The organism is Yoonia sediminilitoris, from assembly GCF_003058085.1.
Lineage (GTDB): Bacteria > Pseudomonadota > Alphaproteobacteria > Rhodobacterales > Rhodobacteraceae > Yoonia > Yoonia sediminilitoris.
On the sequence record NZ_QBUD01000003.1, the window covers coordinates 1 to 21,544 of the forward strand.

Here is a 21,544-nt window from a genome sequence, read left to right on the forward strand (position 1 = left end):
GGTTCGTCAGTTCACAAAATGCGCGACGTCAGGAACAATGCGAAACATCAGCCACAAGCGCCATTGCCGCGCGAGCGGCTTCGTCCATGAGCCCATCCTGTGAATTCACTTTTTCGCTGCGTGCGCACGCAGCAGGAATTTTGCCGCGTACGCATCATCTTGAGCTCTGCAATGCGGCGCAGAATGAGGCCATTGGTAACGGGTGTAGCGAGGTTTTGTCAGGCAATGAGCAAGATGCGGACGGAGCGGTCATTGGTGTTTACGCAGCATTGCATTTTTTAGTGCGGCTAATTTCTTGCTGTGATGCGGCTCAAGTCACGGAAGCGGTCATTGCCGAACAGTTTTAGCGTCCCGTCAAAGCGGCTCTCTCGCTGAATGACACTTGAACTTGAGTGGTGTGGGACAAACCAGGCTTTTGCTGGTGCGGCCAGAGCAGTCGCAACTTTTTCTCGCACTTGCGGAAACACGTGTCTCGCTACTCAGCAAATTTTAGCGAGGCGGCCTTCGCGTGCTTAGACACTAGGAAAGACCAAACAACTAAACGCGGCATAATAAAGTACATGACGACTTGCGAAGGACGCCGAGCTTGAGAGTTCCTCACCCAATGGCCGCATTTCCAAAACAGATTTACCCGTGGTCCGTAAGATGCGTCGCAAGGAGAGAATGAATCAGGAGCGCGTTTCGGACAAAGTGGGCCGCTGTTTTGCGACCTGCAATAGACGGCCGTCATTCATATCCCAAACCAACCGCAGATTCATTCGCCAATATAGGTCCGATACAGATCCGAAATCGCAGAGGTCACCTGTCCGGGTTTGCCAAGGCCAACGGGACGCCCGTCAATCATTGTAACGGGCGTAATGCCGCCTAAGGTGCCCGTGACAAATGCTTCATCAGCGGCATAGGTTTCTGCCAGCGTATAGTCCTTTTCGAATACAGGCTTTCCCGCATCACGCCATAGCTTGATGACCTTTGAGCGGGTGATCCCATTGAAACACATTGATCCTGTGGAGGTCCATAATTCCTCGCCACGGATGATGAAAAAGTTGGTGGAATTGCAACTGGCGACGAACCCGCGATCATCCAGCATGAGCGCCTCATCCGCGCCCATATTGATGGCTTGGATCAGGGCCTGAATGAAATTCAGCCGGGAATGAGAGTTGAGTCGCAGATCAAACACATCAGGTGTTGAGCATCGGATGGTTGAGGTCAGCAGTTTGAGCCCGCGCGCCTTGAGAGTCGCATTGGGTTGCTTGTATTCCGCCACGATCACGATGGTCGCGGGACCAGTGATAAATCGCGGATCCTGATTGGGCGTCGACTTTACCCCGCGCGAGATCATCAAGCGGATATGCACACCGTCTTGCATGTTGTTATGGCGCAGGGTTTTCCAGATTTCCCCCACCAGCGCATCACGATCCATGCCGATATCAAGCTGGATGGAATTGGCCCCTTCATACATCCGCGCCATATGCTCATCCACGGCCAACAGCTTGCCATTGACCAGCCGCATCCCTTCCCAGATGCCGTCACCAAGAACAAAGCCTGCGTCAAAGACGGGCACCATAGCCTTGTCGCGGGCAAAGAACGCGCCGTTGACATAAACCTCTACGGTATCGTTTCGTGAATCTGGCGCATAGCTTTGGGCACTGTCTTGGGGGGCATTTGTCATGGATGTGTCCGTTCAGAATTCGAATTGCTTGTGGCGGGCGAGGAACGCCTGAGTGAGTGGGTTTTGCGGGTTTTTCAGAACTTGCTCGGGCGGTCCTTCTTCTTGGATGATGCCGTCTGCCATGAAAATCACACGGTTAGCCACGTGATAAGCGAATCCTATTTCGTGGGTGACAAGCAGCATGGTGCGGCCTTCATCAGCGATGCCGCGAATAACGTTCAGCACTTCACCCACAAGTTCCGGGTCCAGCGCCGAGGTGGGTTCGTCAAACAGCATCAATTCCGGGGCAAGTGCCAGCGCGCGTGCAATGGCGACCCGTTGTTTTTGGCCACCGGACAGGCGCGAGGGGTATTCGTCTGCCTTTTCGGCCAGACCGACGCGCGCCAGTTCTTCACGGGCGCGGGCATCGCTGCTGGCTTTGTCTTTACCCTGCACGATACGCAACCCTTCGGTGATATTGCCGAGCACGGTTTTATGGGGGAACAGATTGAATTGTTGAAACACCATTCCGACCTTTTGGCGCACCTTGGTCAGTTCATCTTCAGAGTAGACACGCGGCTTACCAGGGCGTTCTGTGCCGATTGTTTTCCCCGCATGGGTAATCGCACCATCCGAGGGGATTTCCATAAAATTCAGGCAGCGCAGGAACGTGCTTTTACCAGACCCCGACGCGCCCAGAATGGCGATGCAATCCCCTTGCTGCACGTCCAGATCAATGCCGCGCAAGACGTGGTTGTCCCCGAATGATTTATGCAGCCCGCGTATGGTCAGGATTGGCTCTTGTGACATGGATTAGTCTCCTTTGGCCAAACGCCGTTCAAGCGCATAGGTGGCCCGCACAATGGGGTAGAGGATTACGAAAAACGCAATCGCAACGACCGTGTAGGCCTCAATCGGGTTGAAATTGACCGACGCAATCAGCCGCGCCTGATGCAAGACATCCGCATATGCAATCGCTGAGGCCAAGGTTGTCATTTTGAAAATCTCGATACCGCGATTGGTAAGCGCGGGCATCATGCGCCGCACGGCTTGGGGCAGAATTATGCGGGCCATGATTTCACGGTAACGCATGCCGATGGCGCGCCCGGCCTCCCATTGACCGGGGTCGATGGTTTGGATGCCTCCACGAAAAATCTCAGCTGAGAAAGCCGCGGAATTTAGGGTGATCCCTAGAGCTGCGGCCATCAGGGCCGATATTTCAAACGGCGCGAGGATCGGGAACGCGAAGTAGAACCAAAAGATCTGCACCAGAACCGGCGTGTTGCGGAAAAATTCGATAAAACAGGCGGCAGGCCAGCGTAACCAGCGGCGCACCGAGTATCGCGCCAGCCCCATCGCCAGCCCCAGCGACAATCCCGCAAAAAGGCAGATGACAAAGATGCGCAGGGTGTTGGTCAGGCCAACCCACAGCGCCTCGCGGTATTCCCATACCGACCCGAAATCCCAAGTGTATTCCATATCAGCGCACCGTGCTGTCGCCGCTGACGGCAAGGCGGCGTTCGACCGCCTGCACACAGAGGCTCAGCCCAAAAATAACAGTAAAGTAGATCAGTGCGGTTACCGTGAAGACTTCGATGGGCCGGAAGGTTTTCTGCGCCAGTTCGTTGGCTTGATACAGAAGGTCTGCATAAGAGACCGTGGCCACAAGTGTGGTGGTTTTCATCAATTCGATCGAGCGTTCGGTGAAGGCTGGGATCATGCGTTTGACCGCTTGCGGCAGGATAATGCGCCGCATCGCTTGTGGGCGTTGCATGCCGATGGCGCGTGCAGCCTCCCATTGGCCGCGTTCGATGGAAACGATGCCTGCGCGAAACACCTCGGCAAAGAACGCCGAGGACTGAATGGAAAACGTGATGGCCGCCGCAAGGTAGGGCGTCATCTGGATATCCATCAGGATCGGCAGGGCGAAAAAGAACCAGAAAAGCTGCACAAGCGGCGGAGTGGTTCTGAAGAATTCAATGATGAATCCCGCAGGCCACGCCAACCACTTGCGCGGGGACAACCGCGACAGCGCCAGCATCAGACCCAGCGGCAGCCCGAAGGCCAGCGCCGTGCCGGTAATCGCCAGCGTCCCAAGAAGCCCCTGCCACAAAAGGCCAGAGTTTTCGATGACGGCGGTAAAGTCCCACTCATACATTGCCTTTTCGCCCTGCTGTTTGGGTTACAGGCGTTCGCGAATGATCGCGGGCACCGTGGACGGATCAAGGCCGAAGTCGCTGAGGAACTCTTCGTACCACGTTTGGGTTTGGCCGGACTTATAGTAGCCGTCGATCTGCTCATTCACCCAGTTTACAAATGCGGGATCGCTTTCCTGACGCACGGCCACGGACGAAGGACGCGATTCAACTGGCTGAGGCACAACGATCTGACCTGATCCCAATTTCTGGCGGGCCGCGATCAGTGGGGGATGGAACAGCGTGACCGCATCTACACGACCAGCCTGGAAGGCAGCAATGGCTTCGGCGTTTCCGGGGAACCGTTGAATATCTGCGTTGGGAGCGTTTTCCGTCAGGAAGGCATCCATGCTGGTCGCCTGTGGGACTGATACGCTGATGTCAGGCGAATTCAGATCGGCCCAATCTGTGAGCTCAAGATCATCACGCGCCAAGACGGCCAACGAATAGTAAAGCAGCGGCGTTTCCGGGAAATTGACCGCCTCTTTGCGCGCATCCGTCGCATCCAGCACAAACATCAGATCAATGCGATCCGCCTGCAACGCCGCGACTGCGGTGCCCCATGTAACCTCAACAGGTTCAAATTCTACGCCAAGGGTTTCGGCCATCGCCTTGCCCATCGACACGCCCAGACCGCCGGTCCATTCACCGCTGACGATATCCTTGGAATACCAAGGCGGGGCTTGTGTGACGCCGACGCGCAACACGCCGTTGTCGCGGACCTGATCCATCGTGCTGTCTTGGGCTTGGGCCATTGTGCCCATTCCCAGCGTCGCTGCGGCAACTGCGGCGGCCAATACCATACGTCTTTTCATCATTCTCTCCTTGTTGGTTTCTGGTTGTGGTCTTGTTCTTTCAATGCGCTTCGGGATTCGACAAATGCCTTGGTCGTCTCAAGCCCCAACCGCATGTGATCGCGAAGGTTGTCTTGCATCGCGCCAAGGCTGTCACCCAGCGCAAATCGTATGTAGTCGTCATGACTTTCACGCTTGGGCACGCTGGTTCCATGCGCGCGGCGATGCGCAGCCCAGTACATTTGAAGATGCCCACGCAATCCGGTCCACGAGTTCTTGAGAATGCGATTGTTTGCATGCTCGTACACAAGGCCGTGCAAATCGAGTTCCGCTTCAATGGCAGCCACGTGATCGCCCTGGTCAATCGCTTTCTTCAGAATATCGTTCCGACGCAGCAATTCTTGTTCAAAGTCACCGCTGCGCCGATCCCAAATCTGTTCAAACGCAAACTGTTCGAGACAGGTGCGCATGGCGTAGATATCATTCACATCCTCAAGCGAGATGTCGACAACGCGGGTGCCGATGTAGGGTACGCTGATCAACAACCCCTCATCAATCAGTTGCCGCATCGCTTCGCGCAGCGGCCCCCTGCTTGTTCCAAGTCGTAGTGCAAGCGCATTTTCGATCACTTGACTGCCAGGCTCAAGCTCGCCTGTCAAAACGGCGTGCCGCAGAAGCGTAACGATCTGGGCGCTCAGTGTCTGACGTTTTAAAGGTGAAGAAAGCATGAATCACTCATCAATTTTGGTGCCTCTGATAGATAGTTGACGGTAGATTGAAGATTGTCAACAATATTGGCAGTTGTAGAGTTTCGCGCTCATGGCAAAGCCAAGATGTACGGCGCCCCCCAAATTGAAATCGACGGAGTTGGTTAACTCTTCCACAGATTACCGCAGCCTTTCCAAATATCTGCCCAACAAAAGATCACTGCGGTGAAGACCCATGAAGTTCAAAACCCCCAATGCTGATCATGAAAGGAAATGCTGCGGCCTGGAATAAGGGGCGGATCATCGGTCAAAAACGACCTTTGCTGCCAAAACAGGTCTGGGCGATCCGGACGCGGCTCGAACTGGCAGGTTATCTACGCGATCTGGCGCTGTTCAACGTCGCCATCGACAGCAAGCTTCGCGGCTGTGATCTCGTGAAATTGGCCGTGTCTGACCTTGTGAAAGATGACCGCGTGCGAGAACGCGTGTCGGTCATCCAGAGCAAGACCAAGCGGCCGGTCCAGTTTGAACTGACGGAAAACACGCATGAAACCGTCTTGGCCTGGGTCAAATCACCCGAGATGTTCGCGTGTCCGTTTATGTTCCCCAGCCGCTTCCATGATCGGCCAGACATTTCAACCCGCCAATATGGTCGCTTGGTGCGTGATTGGGTCACAGCGATCGGGCTAGAACCAAGTGGATATGGCACTCATTCGCTCCGCAGGACAAAAGCAGCGGAGATCTATCGAAGAACTGGCAAACTTCGCGCGGTCCATCTGCTACTTGGTCACACAAAGGTCGATAGTATTGTACGCTACCTTGGCGTGGAACTCGAAGACGCCCTGAGCATCGCTTAGCGTATCGATTTCTGAGCTATCTTGGCGAACGGTTCCGCCGTTCGCCATTCTGAAGCGGGTGTCTGTCCCTCGTGCGGCGTTGGTCGGTGCCGAGCCCAAAGCAGAAGTACCGAAGTCTTGCTGCCCGCACACGTTGCATGACAACCGCCGCAGATGAACAGGTCTTGGTGGAATTGCGCAGCGTTTATACCAGTCGTTCATGCAGTCTGCAGCGAGGAAATGGGGACGGTTTTCCACATCGCAGGACGAACCCATCCTTAGCCGCCATACGCCGCATTTCTAAAATAGGTATGCTTGTGGACAAATGAGAACAACGCCAATGTGGGCGTCACCAAGACCGTTGCAGCAGCTTAAACGTCTCCGAAAGCATCGGGTTGTCCTTGCGTTGGTCCAGCGCGATGAAGCACAAACACGCAGGCACGGAGACCGCATCGGCGACAACCAGGCCGAAGGTCTGCTTTTGGTGCAACGCGATGGAGTCTCGACACAAGCTAAGGCCGATGCCTGAGCGGACCATCTCTAGCATCGACGGTTCCTGATCGACCAAAGCAACCACGTTCGGGCGACAGCCAAGGTTTTTGAAGACAGATGCCAAGAGCCGATGGTGGACGGATTTTTCTGGGGTACCGATCCAGGGGAGCGCCGCCAGCGATGCCCAATCGGCATTTTCAACCTGCTTTTGCCAGCCATCGGGGGCGATCACCCGGTACGTAAAGTCAGCCAGCTTGATTGTGTGCACCGTTTCCTCGTTGTCGGAACCGATACCGGGTAGATCATCCGGGCCGGACAGATAAAACCCCGCGTCGATCCGGCCCTGCTTGAGCCACTTCAGAATATCTCCACTGACCCCATGCACAAGTTCAGTCTCGATATCGGGATGCTCGCTACGCAGGAGCGCCAGCAACCGTCCCAGCCGAATGAACTCAGGATCGACAATGGTGCCAATCTTCAGCTTGCCGCTGACATGCCCGACACGCTTGCTGGCATGTCGGCGAAACTCGGCCATGGCTTGCAGTACCTGCTCTGCCTTTTCCAACATCGCGCTTCCGTCAGGGGTGATACTCAATCCGGTTGCTGAGCGGGTGAACAGCGTGATTCCTGTCTCTTCGCTCAGTCGCTTGATCTGATGGCTGATCGCCGGCTGGGTCAGGTTCAGCACGTCTGCCGCGCGCGAAACACTGCCCTCGCGCGCCACGGTCACGAAGGCTAAAATATTGTTAATGTTAGAAATACGCTCCATATAAAAAATACTAATATCGCAGAGTGAGATTTGTCATTAGGTTTTTTCCGGCCATTGCCACATGAGACACTCACCAAACGGCTAAACGGCAAAGAACGGATGCTCACATGACTGACGGCAGGACCAGCTTCGACTATATCGTGATCGGCGGCGGCTCGGCCGGGTGCCTGATGGCCAACCGGCTGAGTGCCGACCCGAAGAACCGGGTGCTGCTGCTGGAGGCGGGCAAACCCGACACCTATCACTGGATCCATATTCCTGTCGGCTACCTTTACTGCATCGGCAACCCGCGCGCGGATTGGATGTACAAGACGCAAGCTGCCAAGGGTCTGAACGGGCGCAGCCTGCTCTATCCCCGTGGCAAGACACTGGGTGGCTGTTCGTCGATCAATGGCATGATCTATATGCGCGGTCAGGCGCGTGACTATGACAAATGGGCTGAACTGTCAGGGGATGACGCTTGGAACTGGGAAAACTCGCTGTCCGATTTCAAGGCGCATGAGGACCATTACAAGCTGGATGACGGTTCCGACCCAGCCACCGGTGACAACAGCCGGTTTTCTGACATGCACGGACATGGTGGCGAATGGCGCATCGAAAAGCAGCGCCTGCGGTGGGACGTGCTGGACAGCTTTGCCGACGCGGCGGCCGAGGCCGGCATTGAAAAGACCGACGATTTCAATTCAGGTGACAATGCAGGCGTGGGTTATTTCGACGTGAACCAGCGGTCAGGCTGGCGTTGGAACACCTCCAAGGCGTTCTTGCGCCCCGCCAAGTCGCGTGAAAACCTGACCATCTGGACCGAGGCCCAGGTCGAGAAATTGACGCTCGACAAGGATGCGGATGGACAGTTGCACTGCACTGGCGCCAAGGTACATCGCGCGGGCAAACCTGTGTCTGTCAGCGCCGTCAAAGAAGTCGTGCTGTCGGCAGGCGCGGTGAATTCACCGCAGATCCTGCAACTGTCGGGGATCGGCCCATCGGCGCTGTTGAAAAAACACGGGATTGAGGTTGTGAAGGACGCACCACAGGTCGGAGAAAACCTGCAAGATCACCTTCAAATCCGTGCGGTTTACAAGGTCAAGGGCACCAAGACGCTGAACACGCTTGCGAATTCGCTGGTCGGCAAGGCCAAGATCGGCCTCGAATATGTCATGAAACGCTCCGGCCCGATGAGCATGTCGCCCAGCCAGTTGGGGGCCTTCACCCGGTCGTCCCCTGACCGCACGCATGCCAATCTGCAATACCACGTCCAGCCCCTTAGCCTTGAGGCCTTTGGCGACGATCTGCATGATTTCCCGGCGATGACGGTCAGTGTGTGCAATCTTAACCCCACCAGCCGTGGTCATGTGCGCATCGCTTCGGGCGACTTCCGGGATGCGCCTGACATCTCGCCCAACTATCTGGACACTGATGAAGACCGCAAAGTTGCGGCCCAGAGCCTGCGTCAGGTGCGCGAGATCATGGCGCAGCCTGCGTTGAAAGCCTACGAGCCTGAGGAATACAAACCCGGCATCCAATATCAGACCGACGAGGAATTGGCCAAGCTGGCCGGTGACATTGCCAGCACGATCTTTCATCCTGTCGGTACAGTCAAAATGGGCCGCGAGGATGACAATACCGCTGTTCTGGACCCGCACTTGCGCCTGAAGGGCGTGAACGGTTTGCGGGTCGTTGATGCTTCAGTGATGCCGGAGATCACCAGCGGCAACACAAATTCACCCACAATCATGATCGCAGAGAAAGCCGCGGGCTGGATTCTGGCGGGCCAGTAAACTCTGCTGGCGAAAAGACAAGAAAAGGCCGCGGGAGGTCCTATGCGCAATTCATTTTCCAAACTGCCCCTGACGGGTGTGAAGGTTGTCGATTTCGGTCAGTACATCGCGGGACCAGCAGTTGCGATGTTGCTGGGTGATCTAGGGGCAACCGTAGTTCGCATCGACCCGCCGGCTGGCCCAATGTGGGACAGTCCTGCCAATGCGACGCTGAACCGCAACAAGGTGATTGTGAACCTCGACCTCAAGACCAACGACGGCCTTGAAAAAGCGCACGCGCTTTGTGCCGAGGCCGACATCATCGTAGAGAACTTTCGCCCCGGAAAGCTGGCGGCGCTCGGCATTGATTTCGCCGAGATGCGGATCGCCCGCCCAGAGCTGATCACCATTTCGCTACCTGGTTTCGCCTCAAACGACGCAGAAAAGCGTGAGCAACGTGCTTTTGAAAGCATCATCGCAGCCAGTTCCGGCGTCTTTACCGATATGGGCCTGAACCGTGTTCTGATGGGTCTGAACCCGTCGTTTTCGCCACTACCGTTGGCGTCGGCCTATGCGTCACAGATTGCGGCGTCCGCGACTGTTCTGGCGCTGCAATCGCGACAGATCACCGGCCTTGGCGACCAGATCGAGGTGCCGTTGGCTGCCGCTGTGATGGAGGGGCTGTGCTACAACTCGATCAAGGTCGAAAACATGCCGGAGCGCTATCTGACCCAGCGCGAAGTCGAGATAGAGCGCCGCAGGCTTGAAGGTCTGCCGATGAACCTCAGCTATGAAGATCTTCAGGAGCTGCTTGATCCGTTCTTTCGCAGTTACATGTGCAAGGACGGACGCATGTTCTATGTTGTCTGCCCCAGTCATAAACACCATGCCCGTCGCTGTCTGGAAGTGCTGGGCATCTATGACGAGTTGGTCGAAGACGGGCTGACCTCGGAAGAAGATACCTACAAACCGTGGTCCGAGTGGGAACATCGGACATCGCTGGGTGTCTATCCAATGCCCAAGGACTGGGCCGACAAGATTTCGGCGCGGATGAAAGAGGTGTTCATGACCCGCACCTCCCACGAATGGAAGAAGATGTTCGGGCGCGGGCATGTTCCTGGTGCGGCGCAACGCTGGTTGCAGGAATGGGTGCACGACGAATTCGCCGAAACATCCGGCCTGATGATCGACGTCAACGACCCGGTTTATGGGGACATGACCCAACCCGGACCGGTGGTCTGGATGGAAGAAAGCGGGGAAGAGGCGTTAGGACCTGAACCGCGCCGTTGGGTGGAATTCGACGAGGCGCTGAAAATCCTCAAGAAAATCCGCACTGAAATCCCCGAACCATCGGACGAAACCACACAAGAGGGCTGGCTTTCCGGTGTGCGGGTGCTGGATCTGTGCAACGTGATCGCCGGGCCGCATTCGGCCAGCTATCTGGCGCGGTTCGGGGCGGAAGTGATCAAGCTCGACCCCTCGCAGCCGATGTATGATAGCTGGAACACCGTGATCTATGGGCTAAGCCAGATGCGCGGCAAGCGTTCGATCCTCGCCGATATAACCTCGCGGCACGGGCGGCAGGTTTTCGAAGATCTGGTGAAATCTGTCGATGTGATCGTCTGGAATGCGCCCGACAACCAGATCAAGAAAATGGGTCTGGATGCAGAAAGCCTGCGCAAACTGAACCCCGATGCGTTGTTCTGCAAGCTCGATTGCTTTAGCGGCGTGCGCCGCGGCACGCGCACCGACTACATCGGCTATGACGATTTGGTGCAGGCAACGACGGGCATCATGCTACGTTTCGGAGGTGCGATGGACCGCCCCGAAGAACACGCCCATGTCGGCACAATTGACGTGATGTGCGGATTTGGTGGCGCGCTCGGTGTGGCGGCAGCATTGTATCAGAAATACCGTCATGGCCGCATTGGTCGCGGCCGCACTTCGCTTAGTGCAAACAGCGGCTTGCTGCAGGTCCCGTTCGCATACGACTACAAGGGTCGTGATCTTTACGATGAACCATCAGGCCCTGAAACCAACGGCTACGACGCGCTAGCGCGATTTTACAGCACAGCGTCAGGGCGCCACATCCTGCTCAGCGCCTATGAGTCCGATCTGCCCCGGTTCCGCAATGTTGAAGGTTTGGAAGAATTGCCGGATCTGCCCGAGGAAGACCGCGCCGCTTACCTGGCAACTGCATTCCAGGGCCAACGTGCCGCTGAATGGGTCGAACGATTGCGCGCAGCGGACATCGGGGGCGCAGTCTGTGAGTTTCTCGATGCGATCAGGGCAGAGAATTCGCGCGAGACGGACGGCACACCAGGCACGGAAAACGGCAGCTATTCGTTCTCAGTCTATCCCGATCACCCTAGCGGGCACGCAGTCACCCAACTTGACCCTTACGCGGTCCGCACAATGCGCGGAGCCGTTGCGGCAGTTCGCCCGGCCGAGAAGTTCGGGACGTCGACCCGAACCATTTTGAAAGAACTTGGATACGCCGATCAAGCCATCGAGGCGATGATCAAATCTGGCGGTGTCAGCGAATCCTGGAGCGACGAATACTTGCCTAGCTAAGGCAATCACCGGGCCGCAGACACTCTGTGACCCTCTCACCCGAGCTTGATGACACATGCTAACGCAACTTCGTTGCGTTGGGAGGAAGAATACCTGTGTCCAATGCTCTCCTGCCATTTAGGAGGAAACATGGCTAACAAACCCCCATTGATGGACTTACACATCAAAACAGCAGATCGCGGCTTTTACACCGGATTCAGCAAAGACGTCGCGATCACATCCAAAATTCTAATTGCCGCGCTCATCGTTTGGGCCATTGCAGTCCCGGAGACAGCCGCAAAAATACTTGGTGATTTGAACGGCTCATTGCTTGGCACATTCTCAAGCTGGTACATCTATGTTGTCGCACTGTTTTTGATTGTATGTGTGGTTCTCGCACTTATCCCAAGCACTGGCCGTTTGAAGCTTGGTCTTGAAGGCGACACGCCAGAATTCTCCAACTTCTCTTGGTTCTCAATGATGTTTGGTGCAGGGATCGGCATTGGCATGCTTACCTTTGCAACCGCAGAGCCGATGTATCATTTCGCGACAAACCCGAACGTGATCATGGGGCAAGCAGGCGCATCTTCCGCTGATAACGTCAATAACGCCTACCTGTGGTCGTTCCTGCACTGGGGCTTCACCGCATGGGCTTGCTACGCAATTGTTGGTCTGTCACTCGCCTACTTCTCGTACCGTCGTAACTTGCCATTGACCATTCGATCCGCGCTGACACCACTTTTTGGTGAAAAGCTCTCAGGCGTCTTGGGTCACATCGTGGACGTCGTCGCCGTTGTTGCGACCATTCTTGGCGTTGCTCAAACACTTGGATTTGGTGTTCAGCAATTTGTTTCCGGTCTGCACCGGATTGGTTTTGGCGACTGGCTGATCGTTGCTGAAACAGGTGACCCATCCACTGCCGGTGTGATCACTGCGCTTTTGATTATCATGGGTGCGTCCACGCTGTCTGCCCTGTCGGGTGTTGGCAAAGGAATCAAATGGCTCTCTAACATCAACATGGGCTTGAGCTTCTTCCTGCTCGCTTTTTTCTTGCTCTTTGGATCCACATTCTTTGGCTTGAGCGCACTTGTTGAGGGTCTGATTACCTACATCATTCAACTGCCCAAGTTGCTTTTCGCCGTTTGGGCAACTGACGGCGTGGAAGGGAGTGAAGCCGCTCAACTGGCAAGCTGGCAAGGCGGTTGGTCCGTCTTCTATTGGGCCTGGTGGATCGCATTTGCGCCATTCGTCGGCGTGTTCCTTGCGCGTATTTCACGCGGTCGCTCCGTTCGCGAATACATCCTTGGGGCAATCATCATCCCATCTGTGATGTGCTTTGTCTGGTTCACGATCGTCGGTGGCACAGCCATCGATCTGACGCTGAACGGCGGCGCAGCAGATGCGATTTCCGGAGCAGGCCAGCAAAACCAGTTGTTCGCGATGCTCGACTTCATGCTCGGGTCTGGTTTGGCATGGGTTATGGCCATCATTGTTGTTGTTCTGCTGCTCACATATCTTGTGACAACGGCAGACTCCGCAATTTTGATCGTAAATACGATTAATGCAGCAGGCGCTGAAAAGCCATCGGGCCGCCCACACATCCTTTTCTGGGGGGCGGCATTGTCCTTGGTCGTTGGTGGCCTGTTGATCGCGGGCGGTGTTGGCGCAATCCAATCCGCCATGGTCATCGGCGCTTTGCCATTCTCACTTGTGATGGTTCTGATGAGTGTCTCACTTATCAAAGCAATTGTGCGAGACGGTATGCGTGCGAAGAACGGTGTGCAGGCAGTTCACGCTGCCGAATGATACTGAAGGGGGGCCACGCGCGCCCCTTTCTTTCGTCTGGCGTCAAAGCCCTGGTGAAAACAACCCACGATCCTGGCGCACAGTATCGATGATGAAGCGTGTTGTAGCGGCGATATGCGGGATCGCATCCATTGCTTCGTGCCAGACCACCCAATAACTTCGTTCGGCTTTCGTCTCGGGAAACAACGGGACGAGTTCGGGGTCGTCGCGAACGGTAAAGTCGTGCAAGATCCCGATCCCCGCGCCGGAGCGCACGGCCGTCAACTGAGCCAAGGCGCTGGATATCTCAATTTGAGACTCCCAACCCGGCCAGAAGCTTTTGTTGAAATCAAGTTCTGGTGTATAGATCAGATCATCCACATACCCCACGAGTTCATGTTCGCTTAGATCGTCCGCAGTGTCTGGTACGCCGCGTCCTGCCAGATAGGATTTCGCGGCATAAAGCCCGAGCGAATAATTGGTTAGCTTGGCCGCCTTGAGCCGCCCCTTTTGCGGCCGCCCAATGACAATGGCAATGTCCGCTTCGCGTTGGGAGAGCGAAAAAGAACGCGGCGCGGGAACAAGTTGTACCTTCAGATCAGGATAGAGGGCCCTTAGTTTGGGAAGATGTGCTGCAAGATAGGACGTCCCAAAGCCGTCAGGCGCGCCTATGCGCACGGTCCCCTTGATGCTGGTTGCAACTCCCGCATCGTTGGTCGTGTGCAACCCAAGCATCGCCTCTTCGGCGGCAAGCGCGTTTGGCATCAGAGCGCGACCCCTGCGGGTCAAACTGCACCCAACCGTGCGCCGATCAAATAGCTTTTCTCCAATGGCTTCTTCAAACTGGGTGATCCTGCGATTGACCCGCGCTTGTGACGTACCAAGCCTTTGGGCCGCGCGCAGGATCTGCCCTTCGCGTGCCACGGCCAAAAAGAAGCGCAGATCATCCCAGTTCAACTCTTACATCCATTTTCGGATAACGGTTCGTCAATATTATGTATATTTTTGGAGACATCAAGACGGTAAAGGTGACTCAGATTTCAGGAGGACCCCATGACCGAACTTACACATTACATCGACGGCGCGCATGTGCAGGGCGCATCCGGCCGCACGCAACCCGTTTTCAACCCCGCCATCGGCGCGTCCGAGCGTAGCGTTCCGCTGGCCTCGACCCAAGAAGTGAACACCGCCATCGCAGCCGCCAAGGCCGCTTTCCCCGCGTGGTCGAAAACCCCGGTTTTGCGCCGCGCGCGCATTCTGGACAAGTTCAAGAATATCCTGTGGGACCGTGCTGATGAGCTGGCCGCAATCCTTGCATCCGAGCATGGCAAGACCCACGACGACGCGGTGGGTGAAGTGACCCGCGGCCTTGAGGTTGTGGAATTCGCGGTCGGCGCACCCAACTTCATGAAGGGCGAGTTTTCCGAGAACGTCGGCTCCGTCGTCGATAGCCACAACATACGGCAGGCACTTGGTGTTTGCGCGGGTATCACGCCGTTCAACTTTCCCGCCATGGTGCCGATGTGGATGTTCCCAGTGGCCTTGGTGACAGGCAACACATTCGTGCTGAAACCATCCGAACGGGTGCCTTCTGCATCGCTTAAAGTGGCCGAGTGGCTAACCGAAGCAGGCCTGCCCGCAGGCGTCTTTAACGTCGTCAACGGTGACAAAGAAGCAGTTGATGCACTGCTGCACAGCCCAGACGTCAAGGCCGTCAGCTTTGTTGGTTCCACCCCGATTGCAAAATACATCCACCAGACCGGCACAGCCAACGGCAAGCGCGTGCAGGCCCTCGGCGGCGCCAAGAACCACGCCATCATCATGCCGGACGCTGATCTGGAAATGACCGCGAATGCGCTGATGGGTGCGGCCTATGGATCCGCTGGTGAGCGCTGCATGGCGATCTCGGTCGCGGTTCCCGTAACGGACGCTGTTGCCGACGCGCTGATCGACATCATGGTGCCCAAGATCAACGCGCTGAAAATCGGCCCGACCACCGACAAGACGTCTGACATGGGGCCGCTGGTCACAGAGCAGCACCTTGCCAAGGTGCGTGGCTACATCGACGCGGGCGAAGCCGAAGGTGCCAAGGTTGTTGTCGACGGGCGTGACTTTTCGCAGGACATGCAAGGCTACGAGGATGGCTGTTTCCTCGGCGGCACCCTGCTGGACAATGTCACAGAGGACATGACCGTCTGGAAGGAAGAAATCTTTGGTCCGGTTCTGTCCGTGGTGCGCAAGAGTTCCTACCAAGAAGCGCTCGATCTGGTACACAGCCATGACTATGCCAACGGCACTGCGATTTTCACCCGCGACGGTGACACTGCGCGCAGCTTTAGCCAGGACGTCGAGGTCGGCATGATCGGGATCAACGTGCCGATCCCGGTTCCGATGGCGTATCACTCGTTCGGGGGATGGAAATCTTCGATCTTTGGCGAACATCACATGCACGGCATGGAAGGTGTGCGGTTCTACACCCGCATCAAGACCACCACGACCCGTTGGCCCTCCGGTCAGCGCACTGATCCGGAATTCACGATGCCAACTCTGGGATAAACCTCCGGTCGGTGGACGTCAGTCATGCCTATCATCTGTGCAAATGAAAGCGGCCCGGCAAATGTCGGGCCGCTTTTTGCTGCTGTCTGACCTGGTTCATCACATGAACACAAACTGCGTTCGATAGTCGCCAAACTTTGGCGGGCTGGATCGTCCTCATTCAGCGTCTCGCCTTTTCATTGCTTCGACATGTTTTGCCAGTGTCCGAAAAGCGCCTAAGGCGTTTCAGGGTTTTGGTGGCTCAAGTTAAGGGTAAGGCGATCCAGATGGATGGGAAAGCATGCAGCAGTAAGCAGATTTCATATCCTCCTAATTCCGGCGGTTTGATCGACCGCTTCGGCGACATCAGCTGCAACGCAGCGATAGCTATGCCGCGGATGCAAGGGTTTTCTGCATGAGCAAAAGCTGCACCTGCACAAGTCCGCTTTGTCCGCATAGCAGACCTCTATGCAATCTGCAGCGAAGGTCTCCTATGAGCCAAAGCGCCCATTTTCTCTGATGTATCGAATGGCGGCTATTACAGGCCACATCCAAAATACGTCCCAACCCTAGCGAAGCTAGATTGTACCAGGCGGCGGATTTGCCGCAATGAGCGGCACACAGAGGGTGTATAATTAGGGGGGTATGAATGTGATTAATCATTAAATATTATTATATAATAATGACTTAGACTAATTATATGGTGCCCGCGGCCGGACTCGAACCGGCACGGCCATAAGGCCAAGAGATTTTAAGTCTCCAGTGTCTACCATTCCACCACGCGGGCACACGCCCTTCCTAGAATGGCCAGCTATCCACGGCAAGTGCAGATCAAAGGTCGGTGCCAACTGGCCCAATCAATAGCGCGCGCTCATGCAGCCACGGGTTCAGCGCAAGTGCTTCGCGCAGAGCAACCTGCGCTTCGTCGTTCCGGCCCAATCCGATGAGTGTCAGAGCCTTGCCTGAAAGTGCTGCGATATGCAGCGGGTTCAATGCCAGCGCTTTGTCCAGATCAATCAGGGCGGCACTGTAATCCTGACGCAGGTAGCTGGCAAAGGCGCGTTGGTTATAGCCTTCCGCATAGTGCGGGCAGTAGGCGACAAGCCGGTCAAAACTCTCTTGCGCGCCCAAAAAGTCATAGACGCTGCGCTTGCGCATCCCGTCATCCAAAAGGGCCTGCGCCGGTTCATCCGGTGCCGTCGTCCAGAGCGCCCAGAGTTCAGCCCCTAGCAGATCGGCCTGTTCTTGCGTCTGGGCGCGGCCAAGGGACGTGATAATCTGGGACGTGCGCGCAGAATTTTCAGCGGCAGGCGGGCAGCTTTCGGCGAACGCGGGCGCAGCCAGCAGGCAAAGCGAATAAATCCATTTCATAGTCTATTATCTGACGCACGCGCCCCACGGGTCAAGCTATCCCGGGGCGACTGGCGCCAACCCTTCTTCTTTCACCGCCTGCATCGCCACATAGGTGGAGGTGTGAGCCACATAAGGAAGCGTCGATAGTTTCTCTGCCAGAATGGCCCGGTAGCCGGTCATGCCAGACGTGCGGACTTTGAGCAAATAATCAAACGCGCCGGCGATCAAATGACATTGCTCGACCTCGGGAATGCGCAAGACAGCGGCGGCAAAACTGGCAAGGGCCGCTTCGCGGGTGTCGGTCAGCTTCACTTCGACAAATACCACATGATCCCGACCCAGGCGGATCGGATCAAACAACGCCCGATAGCCGCGGATGATACCTGTATTCTCAAGACGGCGCAGGCGCGCCTGTGTCGGCGACTTGGACAGCCCAATGCGCGCGGCAAGTTCCGTGACGCTGATCCGGCCTTCTGCAGCAAGAATATTCAGAATCTTGTCATCAAACCGATCAAGATCAACAGTGCGATTGTCAGCCATTGCCACCTCATTTCAGGCAAAAACACCACGATTTTTTAAATTTGCAGCCGAAATTACTTTCTCGGCTACGCTATCATGGTGTCAAGCCGAAAGGAGCCATTCATGCCAAATGACATTTCCCCGTTGCCGACTGATGCGATCGACCAAGCCATGTATCTTGATACGGAAACCGCGCTCAGGTCACTTGTCGAAACCGCCGGGCTGTCCGATGCCGACCGTGCGCGAATCAGCGCACACGCCGCTGAATTGGTGCGCCAGATCAGGGCCAGCGCAGACCCCGGTTTGATGGAAGTGTTCCTTGCAGAATACGGGCTTTCCACCGACGAAGGCATTGCACTGATGTGTCTGGCAGAGGCGCTGCTGCGGGTGCCGGATGCAGATACGATCGACGCACTGATCGAAGATAAGATCGCGCCGTCGGACTGGGGCAAACACCTTGGGCATTCGACGTCATCACTGGTCAATGCATCGACTTGGGCGCTGATGCTGACCGGTCGGGTTCTTGATGATGATCAGGCGGGTATTACCGGCCATTTGCGCGGTGCGGTCAAACGGTTGGGCGAGCCGATGATTCGCAAGGCTGTCACCCGGGCGATGCGCGAAATGGGGCGGCAGTTCGTCTTGGGCGAGGATATCGGCAAAGCGATGAAGCGTGCCGCAGGCATGCAGGCCAAGGGCTATACCTACAGCTATGATATGCTGGGTGAAGCGGCACGCACGGACGCAGATGCCCGGCGCTATCACCTGTCCTATTCCAAGGCGATCAGCCTGATCGCCAAGGACTGCACCCATGCCAATATCGCGCAGAACCCTGGTATTTCGGTCAAACTGTCCGCTTTGCACGCCCGCTATGAGATCGCCCAGAAAGACCGTGTCATGGCCGAACTTGTCCCGCGCGCCCGGTCGCTTGCCTTGCTGGCGAAATCCGCTGGCATGGGGCTGAACATCGACGCAGAAGAGGCCGACAGACTGTCGCTTTCGCTGGAAGTGATCGAGGCAGTCCTGTCGGAAAAGGCGCTTGCCGGATGGGATGGTTTCGGGGTGGTCGTCCAAGCCTACGGACAACGCGCGCCGCTGGTTATTGACCACTTGCATGACATGGCAAAACGTCTGAACCGCAAGATCATGATCAGGCTCGTCAAGGGCGCCTATTGGGACAGCGAGATCAAGCGCGCGCAGGTCGCTGGGCTTGATGGTTTCCCTGTATTCAGCGCCAAAAGCCATACAGACGTCAGCTACATCAGCAATGCGCGCAAATTGCTGTCTGCGACTGACTGTATTTACCCCCAGTTTGCGACACATAACGCGCATACTGTTGCTGCGATCCTTGATATGGCCAAAACCATGGGGCGCAGCCCGCAGGAGTATGAATTCCAACGGCTCCACGGCATGGGCGAAACCCTGCACGGGCTTGTCCTGCGGTCGGAAAAGACCCGCTGCCGCATCTATGCGCCGGTTGGCGCCCACGAAGACCTGCTTGCTTATCTGGTGCGGCGGCTGCTGGAAAACGGAGCCAACTCAAGCTTTGTCAATCAGATCGTCGATGAAGACGTGCCCGCAGAAACCGTCGCCGCCTGCCCCTTTGACAGTATTGATGACGCGTTGCCCTTGCCGACGGGCCCCGACCTTTTTAAGCCAGAGCGCACAAACAGCAAAGGCTGGGACATCACCCATCAGCCCACGCTCAACCAGATCGCCAAAGACTGCGCACCCCACCGCAACGCGCAATTCAACGCGGGCCCCTGCCCTTCTTATGGCGACAAATATCCCCGCCGGAGGCTCCTGCCTGCGCAAGATATCCTGAACCCCGCCAATCCAGGCGATCTGGTCGGTCAGGTGCAGCAATCACAGGCAGACGACATTGCAGAGGCGCTCGAAAATGCGCGCCCGTGGCAGGCTGACCTCGCAAACCGGCGCGCCGCCTTGCTTGCGGCGGCCGACGCTTATGAGGCCAACGCGGGGCTGCTTTTCGCCATCCTGACCCGTGAAGCGGGCAAAACCTTGGCCGACGCAGTGGCCGAGTTGCGCGAGGCTGTTGATTTCCTGCGCTATTACGCCGCGCAAGCGACCCCCGACAATCAGCCGCGCGGCATCTGGACCTGCATCAGCCCATGGAACTTTCCGCTGGCGATTTTCACTGGCCAGATCGCGGCAGCGCTGGCGGCAGGCAATGCGGTGCTGGCCAAACCGGCAGAGCAGACGCCTCTTATCGCCTATCAGGCGGTACGGTTGCTACATGAGGCGGGGGTGCCGCAAACGGCGCTTCAGCTTTTGCCCGGCGGCGGATCGGTTGGGGCCGCGCTGACCTCTGATGCGCGTATCGGTGGTGTCGCTTTCACCGGGTCCACCGCCACCGCGCTCAGGATTCGCAGCACAATGGCTGACAACTGCGCCCCCGGCACACCGTTGATTGCGGAAACCGGCGGGTTAAACGCGATGATCGTCGATAGCACGGCCCTGCCCGAACATGCCATTCGCGACATCATCAACGGGTCGTTCCGGTCCGCAGGACAGCGCTGCTCGGCACTGCGCTGCCTTTATGTGCAGGAAGATATTGCTCCCAACCTGCTGGCAATGCTCAAGGGTGCCATGAACGAATTGACCATGGGTGACCCGTGGCACCTGTCCACAGACGTGGGGCCCCTGATTGATGCAACGGCACAAAGCAATATCAGCGCATACATCGCTGACGCCGCCGCCGAGGGACGCATCATCCACCAGTTGCCCACACCTGCTGATGGCCATTTCGTGGCCCCAACCGCGATCCGGGTAAACGGTATTGCCGACATGGACCGTGAAATCTTCGGCCCCGTCCTGCATGTGGCCACCTTCAAAGGCGACGCACTGGAAAAAGTGATCAATGACATCAACGCAACCGGCTACGGTCTGACCTTTGGCCTGCACACAAGGATTGATGACAGGGTCCAGACAATCGTTGAACGTGTCACAGCAGGCAACATCTATATCAATCGGGACCAGATCGGTGCCGTCGTTGGTAGTCAGCCATTTGGCGGCGACGGTCTGTCCGGCACCGGGCCGAAAGCAGGCGGGCCGCTTTATCTGCCACGCTTTTCCAGTCACCTGGCAACGCAGACAGATGCAAAATGGGACAACACCGCAGACATGAACAGTCTGCAATCCCAACTCAAAACCCCCGCTTTGCCATCTGCCGATCAGCATCTGGACCTGCCCGGTCCGACCGGCGAATCAAACCGCTACGCCCAGCACAGCCGCGGACCTGTCTTGTGCCTTGGGCCCGGCCCGGATGCAGCCGAGGCACAAAAGAAGGCGGTCCAAGCACACGGTGGGCAGGCCATCAAACCAAGCGGCAGTGTCGATGCAAAGACCCTCACCCAGCTTTCACCGCTTGCCGCTGTGATCTGGTGGGGTGATCCTGACACCGCCCGCAGCTATGAGCAGGCATTGAGCGAACGCACGGGTCCGATTGTCCCCCTGATCACCCAGATGCCCGATGTGGCCCATGTCATGCAGGAACGCCACGTCTGCATCGACACCACTGCAGCAGGTGGCAATGCGGCCCTGCTCGCCGAGGTGGCCGCCTTGGGCACTTGACCAGCCATAC

The 21,544-nt window shown here is 56.7% G+C and carries 17 protein-coding genes and 1 tRNA gene; 7 read left to right on the forward strand and 11 right to left on the reverse strand.

Going from position 1 to position 21,544, the window contains the following annotated elements:
• Positions 1-347 (forward strand): hypothetical protein (locus C8N45_RS23190; RefSeq protein WP_168769431.1); only part of this gene is annotated, 347 nt, incomplete at its 5' end.
• Between the two features lie 407 nt (positions 348-754).
• Here the strand turns inward: C8N45_RS23190 and C8N45_RS08260 are convergent.
• From C8N45_RS08260 to C8N45_RS08285, 6 genes are read right to left on the reverse strand one after another with little or no spacing between them, the layout of a single operon-like run.
• Complete coding sequence (locus tag C8N45_RS08260) at positions 755-1,669, reverse strand: aminotransferase class IV (protein ID WP_108385784.1); 915 nt, start codon at positions 1,667-1,669, stop codon at positions 755-757.
• Positions 1,670-1,681: 12 nt separating this feature from the next.
• Positions 1,682-2,458 (reverse strand): amino acid ABC transporter ATP-binding protein, encoded by a 777-nt coding sequence (locus C8N45_RS08265; RefSeq protein ID WP_108385785.1) that lies wholly within the window; start codon positions 2,456-2,458, stop codon positions 1,682-1,684.
• 3 nt (positions 2,459-2,461) lie between these two features.
• Positions 2,462-3,127, reverse strand: coding sequence for an amino acid ABC transporter permease (locus tag C8N45_RS08270; RefSeq protein ID WP_108385786.1), 666 nt, complete (start codon positions 3,125-3,127; stop codon positions 2,462-2,464).
• Between the two features lies 1 nt (position 3,128).
• Entirely contained in the window at positions 3,129-3,806 is a 678-nt protein-coding gene (locus C8N45_RS08275) for an amino acid ABC transporter permease (RefSeq protein ID WP_108385787.1), read from the reverse strand.
• Between the two features lie 24 nt (positions 3,807-3,830).
• Positions 3,831-4,658 (reverse strand): transporter substrate-binding domain-containing protein, encoded by an 828-nt coding sequence (locus tag C8N45_RS08280; RefSeq protein ID WP_108386054.1) that lies wholly within the window; start codon positions 4,656-4,658, stop codon positions 3,831-3,833.
• Complete coding sequence (locus C8N45_RS08285) at positions 4,658-5,365, reverse strand: GntR family transcriptional regulator (RefSeq protein ID WP_108385788.1); 708 nt, start codon at positions 5,363-5,365, stop codon at positions 4,658-4,660. The genes C8N45_RS08280 and C8N45_RS08285 overlap by 1 nt, the downstream gene beginning before the upstream one ends.
• A 242-nt stretch (positions 5,366-5,607) precedes the next feature.
• On the opposite strand from C8N45_RS08285, the gene C8N45_RS08290 reads away from it, so the two are divergent.
• The gene (locus tag C8N45_RS08290) at positions 5,608-6,201 is read left to right on the forward strand and encodes a tyrosine-type recombinase/integrase (protein ID WP_181868924.1); all 594 of its coding nucleotides are present in this window, start codon (positions 5,608-5,610) and stop codon (positions 6,199-6,201) included.
• Between the two features lie 328 nt (positions 6,202-6,529).
• On the opposite strand, the gene C8N45_RS08295 is transcribed toward C8N45_RS08290, so the two are convergent.
• Positions 6,530-7,441, reverse strand: a complete 912-nt coding sequence (locus tag C8N45_RS08295) for a LysR family transcriptional regulator (RefSeq protein ID WP_108385790.1) — start codon at positions 7,439-7,441, stop codon at positions 6,530-6,532.
• A gap of 107 nt (positions 7,442-7,548) precedes the next feature.
• On the opposite strand from C8N45_RS08295, the gene C8N45_RS08300 reads away from it, so the two are divergent.
• The 3 genes from C8N45_RS08300 (at position 7,549) to C8N45_RS08310 (ending at position 13,554) form a co-directional block, all read left to right on the forward strand.
• A complete protein-coding gene (locus C8N45_RS08300; RefSeq protein WP_108385791.1) occupies positions 7,549-9,216 on the forward strand; it encodes a GMC family oxidoreductase in 1,668 nt (555 codons plus the stop codon).
• A 42-nt stretch (positions 9,217-9,258) separates the two neighbouring features.
• Positions 9,259-11,769, forward strand: coding sequence for a CoA transferase (locus C8N45_RS08305; RefSeq protein ID WP_108385792.1), 2,511 nt, complete (start codon positions 9,259-9,261; stop codon positions 11,767-11,769).
• A 129-nt stretch (positions 11,770-11,898) separates the two neighbouring features.
• A complete protein-coding gene (locus C8N45_RS08310) occupies positions 11,899-13,554 on the forward strand; it encodes a BCCT family transporter (RefSeq protein WP_108385793.1) in 1,656 nt (551 codons plus the stop codon).
• Positions 13,555-13,596: 42 nt separating this feature from the next.
• Here C8N45_RS08310 and C8N45_RS08315 read toward each other — a convergent pair whose 3' ends face one another.
• The gene (locus tag C8N45_RS08315) at positions 13,597-14,490 is read right to left on the reverse strand and encodes a LysR family transcriptional regulator (protein ID WP_108385794.1); all 894 of its coding nucleotides are present in this window, start codon (positions 14,488-14,490) and stop codon (positions 13,597-13,599) included.
• A 96-nt stretch (positions 14,491-14,586) separates the two neighbouring features.
• Between C8N45_RS08315 and C8N45_RS08320 the strand changes: the two genes are divergently transcribed.
• Positions 14,587-16,089 carry a CoA-acylating methylmalonate-semialdehyde dehydrogenase gene (locus C8N45_RS08320; protein WP_108385795.1) on the forward strand — a complete coding sequence of 501 codons (1,503 nt, stop codon included), beginning with the start codon at positions 14,587-14,589 and terminating at the stop codon, positions 16,087-16,089.
• A 680-nt stretch (positions 16,090-16,769) separates the two neighbouring features.
• On the opposite strand, the gene C8N45_RS08325 is transcribed toward C8N45_RS08320, so the two are convergent.
• From C8N45_RS08325 to C8N45_RS08335, 3 genes are all read right to left on the reverse strand, one after another.
• A tRNA-Leu gene (locus C8N45_RS08325) sits at positions 16,770-16,855 on the reverse strand.
• 44 nt (positions 16,856-16,899) lie between these two features.
• Entirely contained in the window at positions 16,900-17,439 is a 540-nt protein-coding gene (locus tag C8N45_RS08330; RefSeq protein ID WP_108385796.1) for a tetratricopeptide repeat protein, read from the reverse strand.
• Between the two features lie 36 nt (positions 17,440-17,475).
• Positions 17,476-17,961 carry an Lrp/AsnC family transcriptional regulator gene (locus C8N45_RS08335; protein ID WP_108385797.1) on the reverse strand — a complete coding sequence of 162 codons (486 nt, stop codon included), beginning with the start codon at positions 17,959-17,961 and terminating at the stop codon, positions 17,476-17,478.
• 102 nt (positions 17,962-18,063) lie between these two features.
• Between C8N45_RS08335 and putA the strand changes: the two genes are divergently transcribed.
• The gene (gene putA / locus C8N45_RS08340) at positions 18,064-21,534 is read left to right on the forward strand and encodes a bifunctional proline dehydrogenase/L-glutamate gamma-semialdehyde dehydrogenase PutA (protein ID WP_108386055.1); all 3,471 of its coding nucleotides are present in this window, start codon (positions 18,064-18,066) and stop codon (positions 21,532-21,534) included.
• The last annotated feature ends 10 nt before the right edge of the window (positions 21,535-21,544 follow it).

Bases quoted from the DNA above. Each gene is read 5' to 3' on its own strand.
- C8N45_RS08260 (WP_108385784.1), bottom strand. From the start codon at position 1,669: ATGACAAATGCCCCCCAAGACAGTGCCCAAAGCTATGCGCCAGATTCA.
- C8N45_RS08265 (WP_108385785.1), bottom strand. From the start codon at position 2,458: ATGTCACAAGAGCCAATCCTGACCATACGCGGGCTGCATAAATCATTC.
- C8N45_RS08270 (WP_108385786.1), bottom strand. From the start codon at position 3,127: ATGGAATACACTTGGGATTTCGGGTCGGTATGGGAATACCGCGAGGCG.
- C8N45_RS08275 (WP_108385787.1), bottom strand. From the start codon at position 3,806: ATGTATGAGTGGGACTTTACCGCCGTCATCGAAAACTCTGGCCTTTTG.
- C8N45_RS08280 (WP_108386054.1), bottom strand. From the start codon at position 4,658: ATGAAAAGACGTATGGTATTGGCCGCCGCAGTTGCCGCAGCGACGCTG.
- C8N45_RS08285 (WP_108385788.1), bottom strand. From the start codon at position 5,365: ATGCTTTCTTCACCTTTAAAACGTCAGACACTGAGCGCCCAGATCGTT.
- C8N45_RS08290 (WP_181868924.1), top strand. From the start codon at position 5,608: ATGAAAGGAAATGCTGCGGCCTGGAATAAGGGGCGGATCATCGGTCAA.
- C8N45_RS08295 (WP_108385790.1), bottom strand. From the start codon at position 7,441: ATGGAGCGTATTTCTAACATTAACAATATTTTAGCCTTCGTGACCGTG.
- C8N45_RS08300 (WP_108385791.1), top strand. From the start codon at position 7,549: ATGACTGACGGCAGGACCAGCTTCGACTATATCGTGATCGGCGGCGGC.
- C8N45_RS08305 (WP_108385792.1), top strand. From the start codon at position 9,259: ATGCGCAATTCATTTTCCAAACTGCCCCTGACGGGTGTGAAGGTTGTC.
- C8N45_RS08310 (WP_108385793.1), top strand. From the start codon at position 11,899: ATGGCTAACAAACCCCCATTGATGGACTTACACATCAAAACAGCAGAT.
- C8N45_RS08320 (WP_108385795.1), top strand. From the start codon at position 14,587: ATGACCGAACTTACACATTACATCGACGGCGCGCATGTGCAGGGCGCA.
- C8N45_RS08330 (WP_108385796.1), bottom strand. From the start codon at position 17,439: ATGAAATGGATTTATTCGCTTTGCCTGCTGGCTGCGCCCGCGTTCGCC.
- C8N45_RS08335 (WP_108385797.1), bottom strand. From the start codon at position 17,961: ATGGCTGACAATCGCACTGTTGATCTTGATCGGTTTGATGACAAGATT.
- putA (WP_108386055.1), top strand. From the start codon at position 18,064: ATGCCAAATGACATTTCCCCGTTGCCGACTGATGCGATCGACCAAGCC.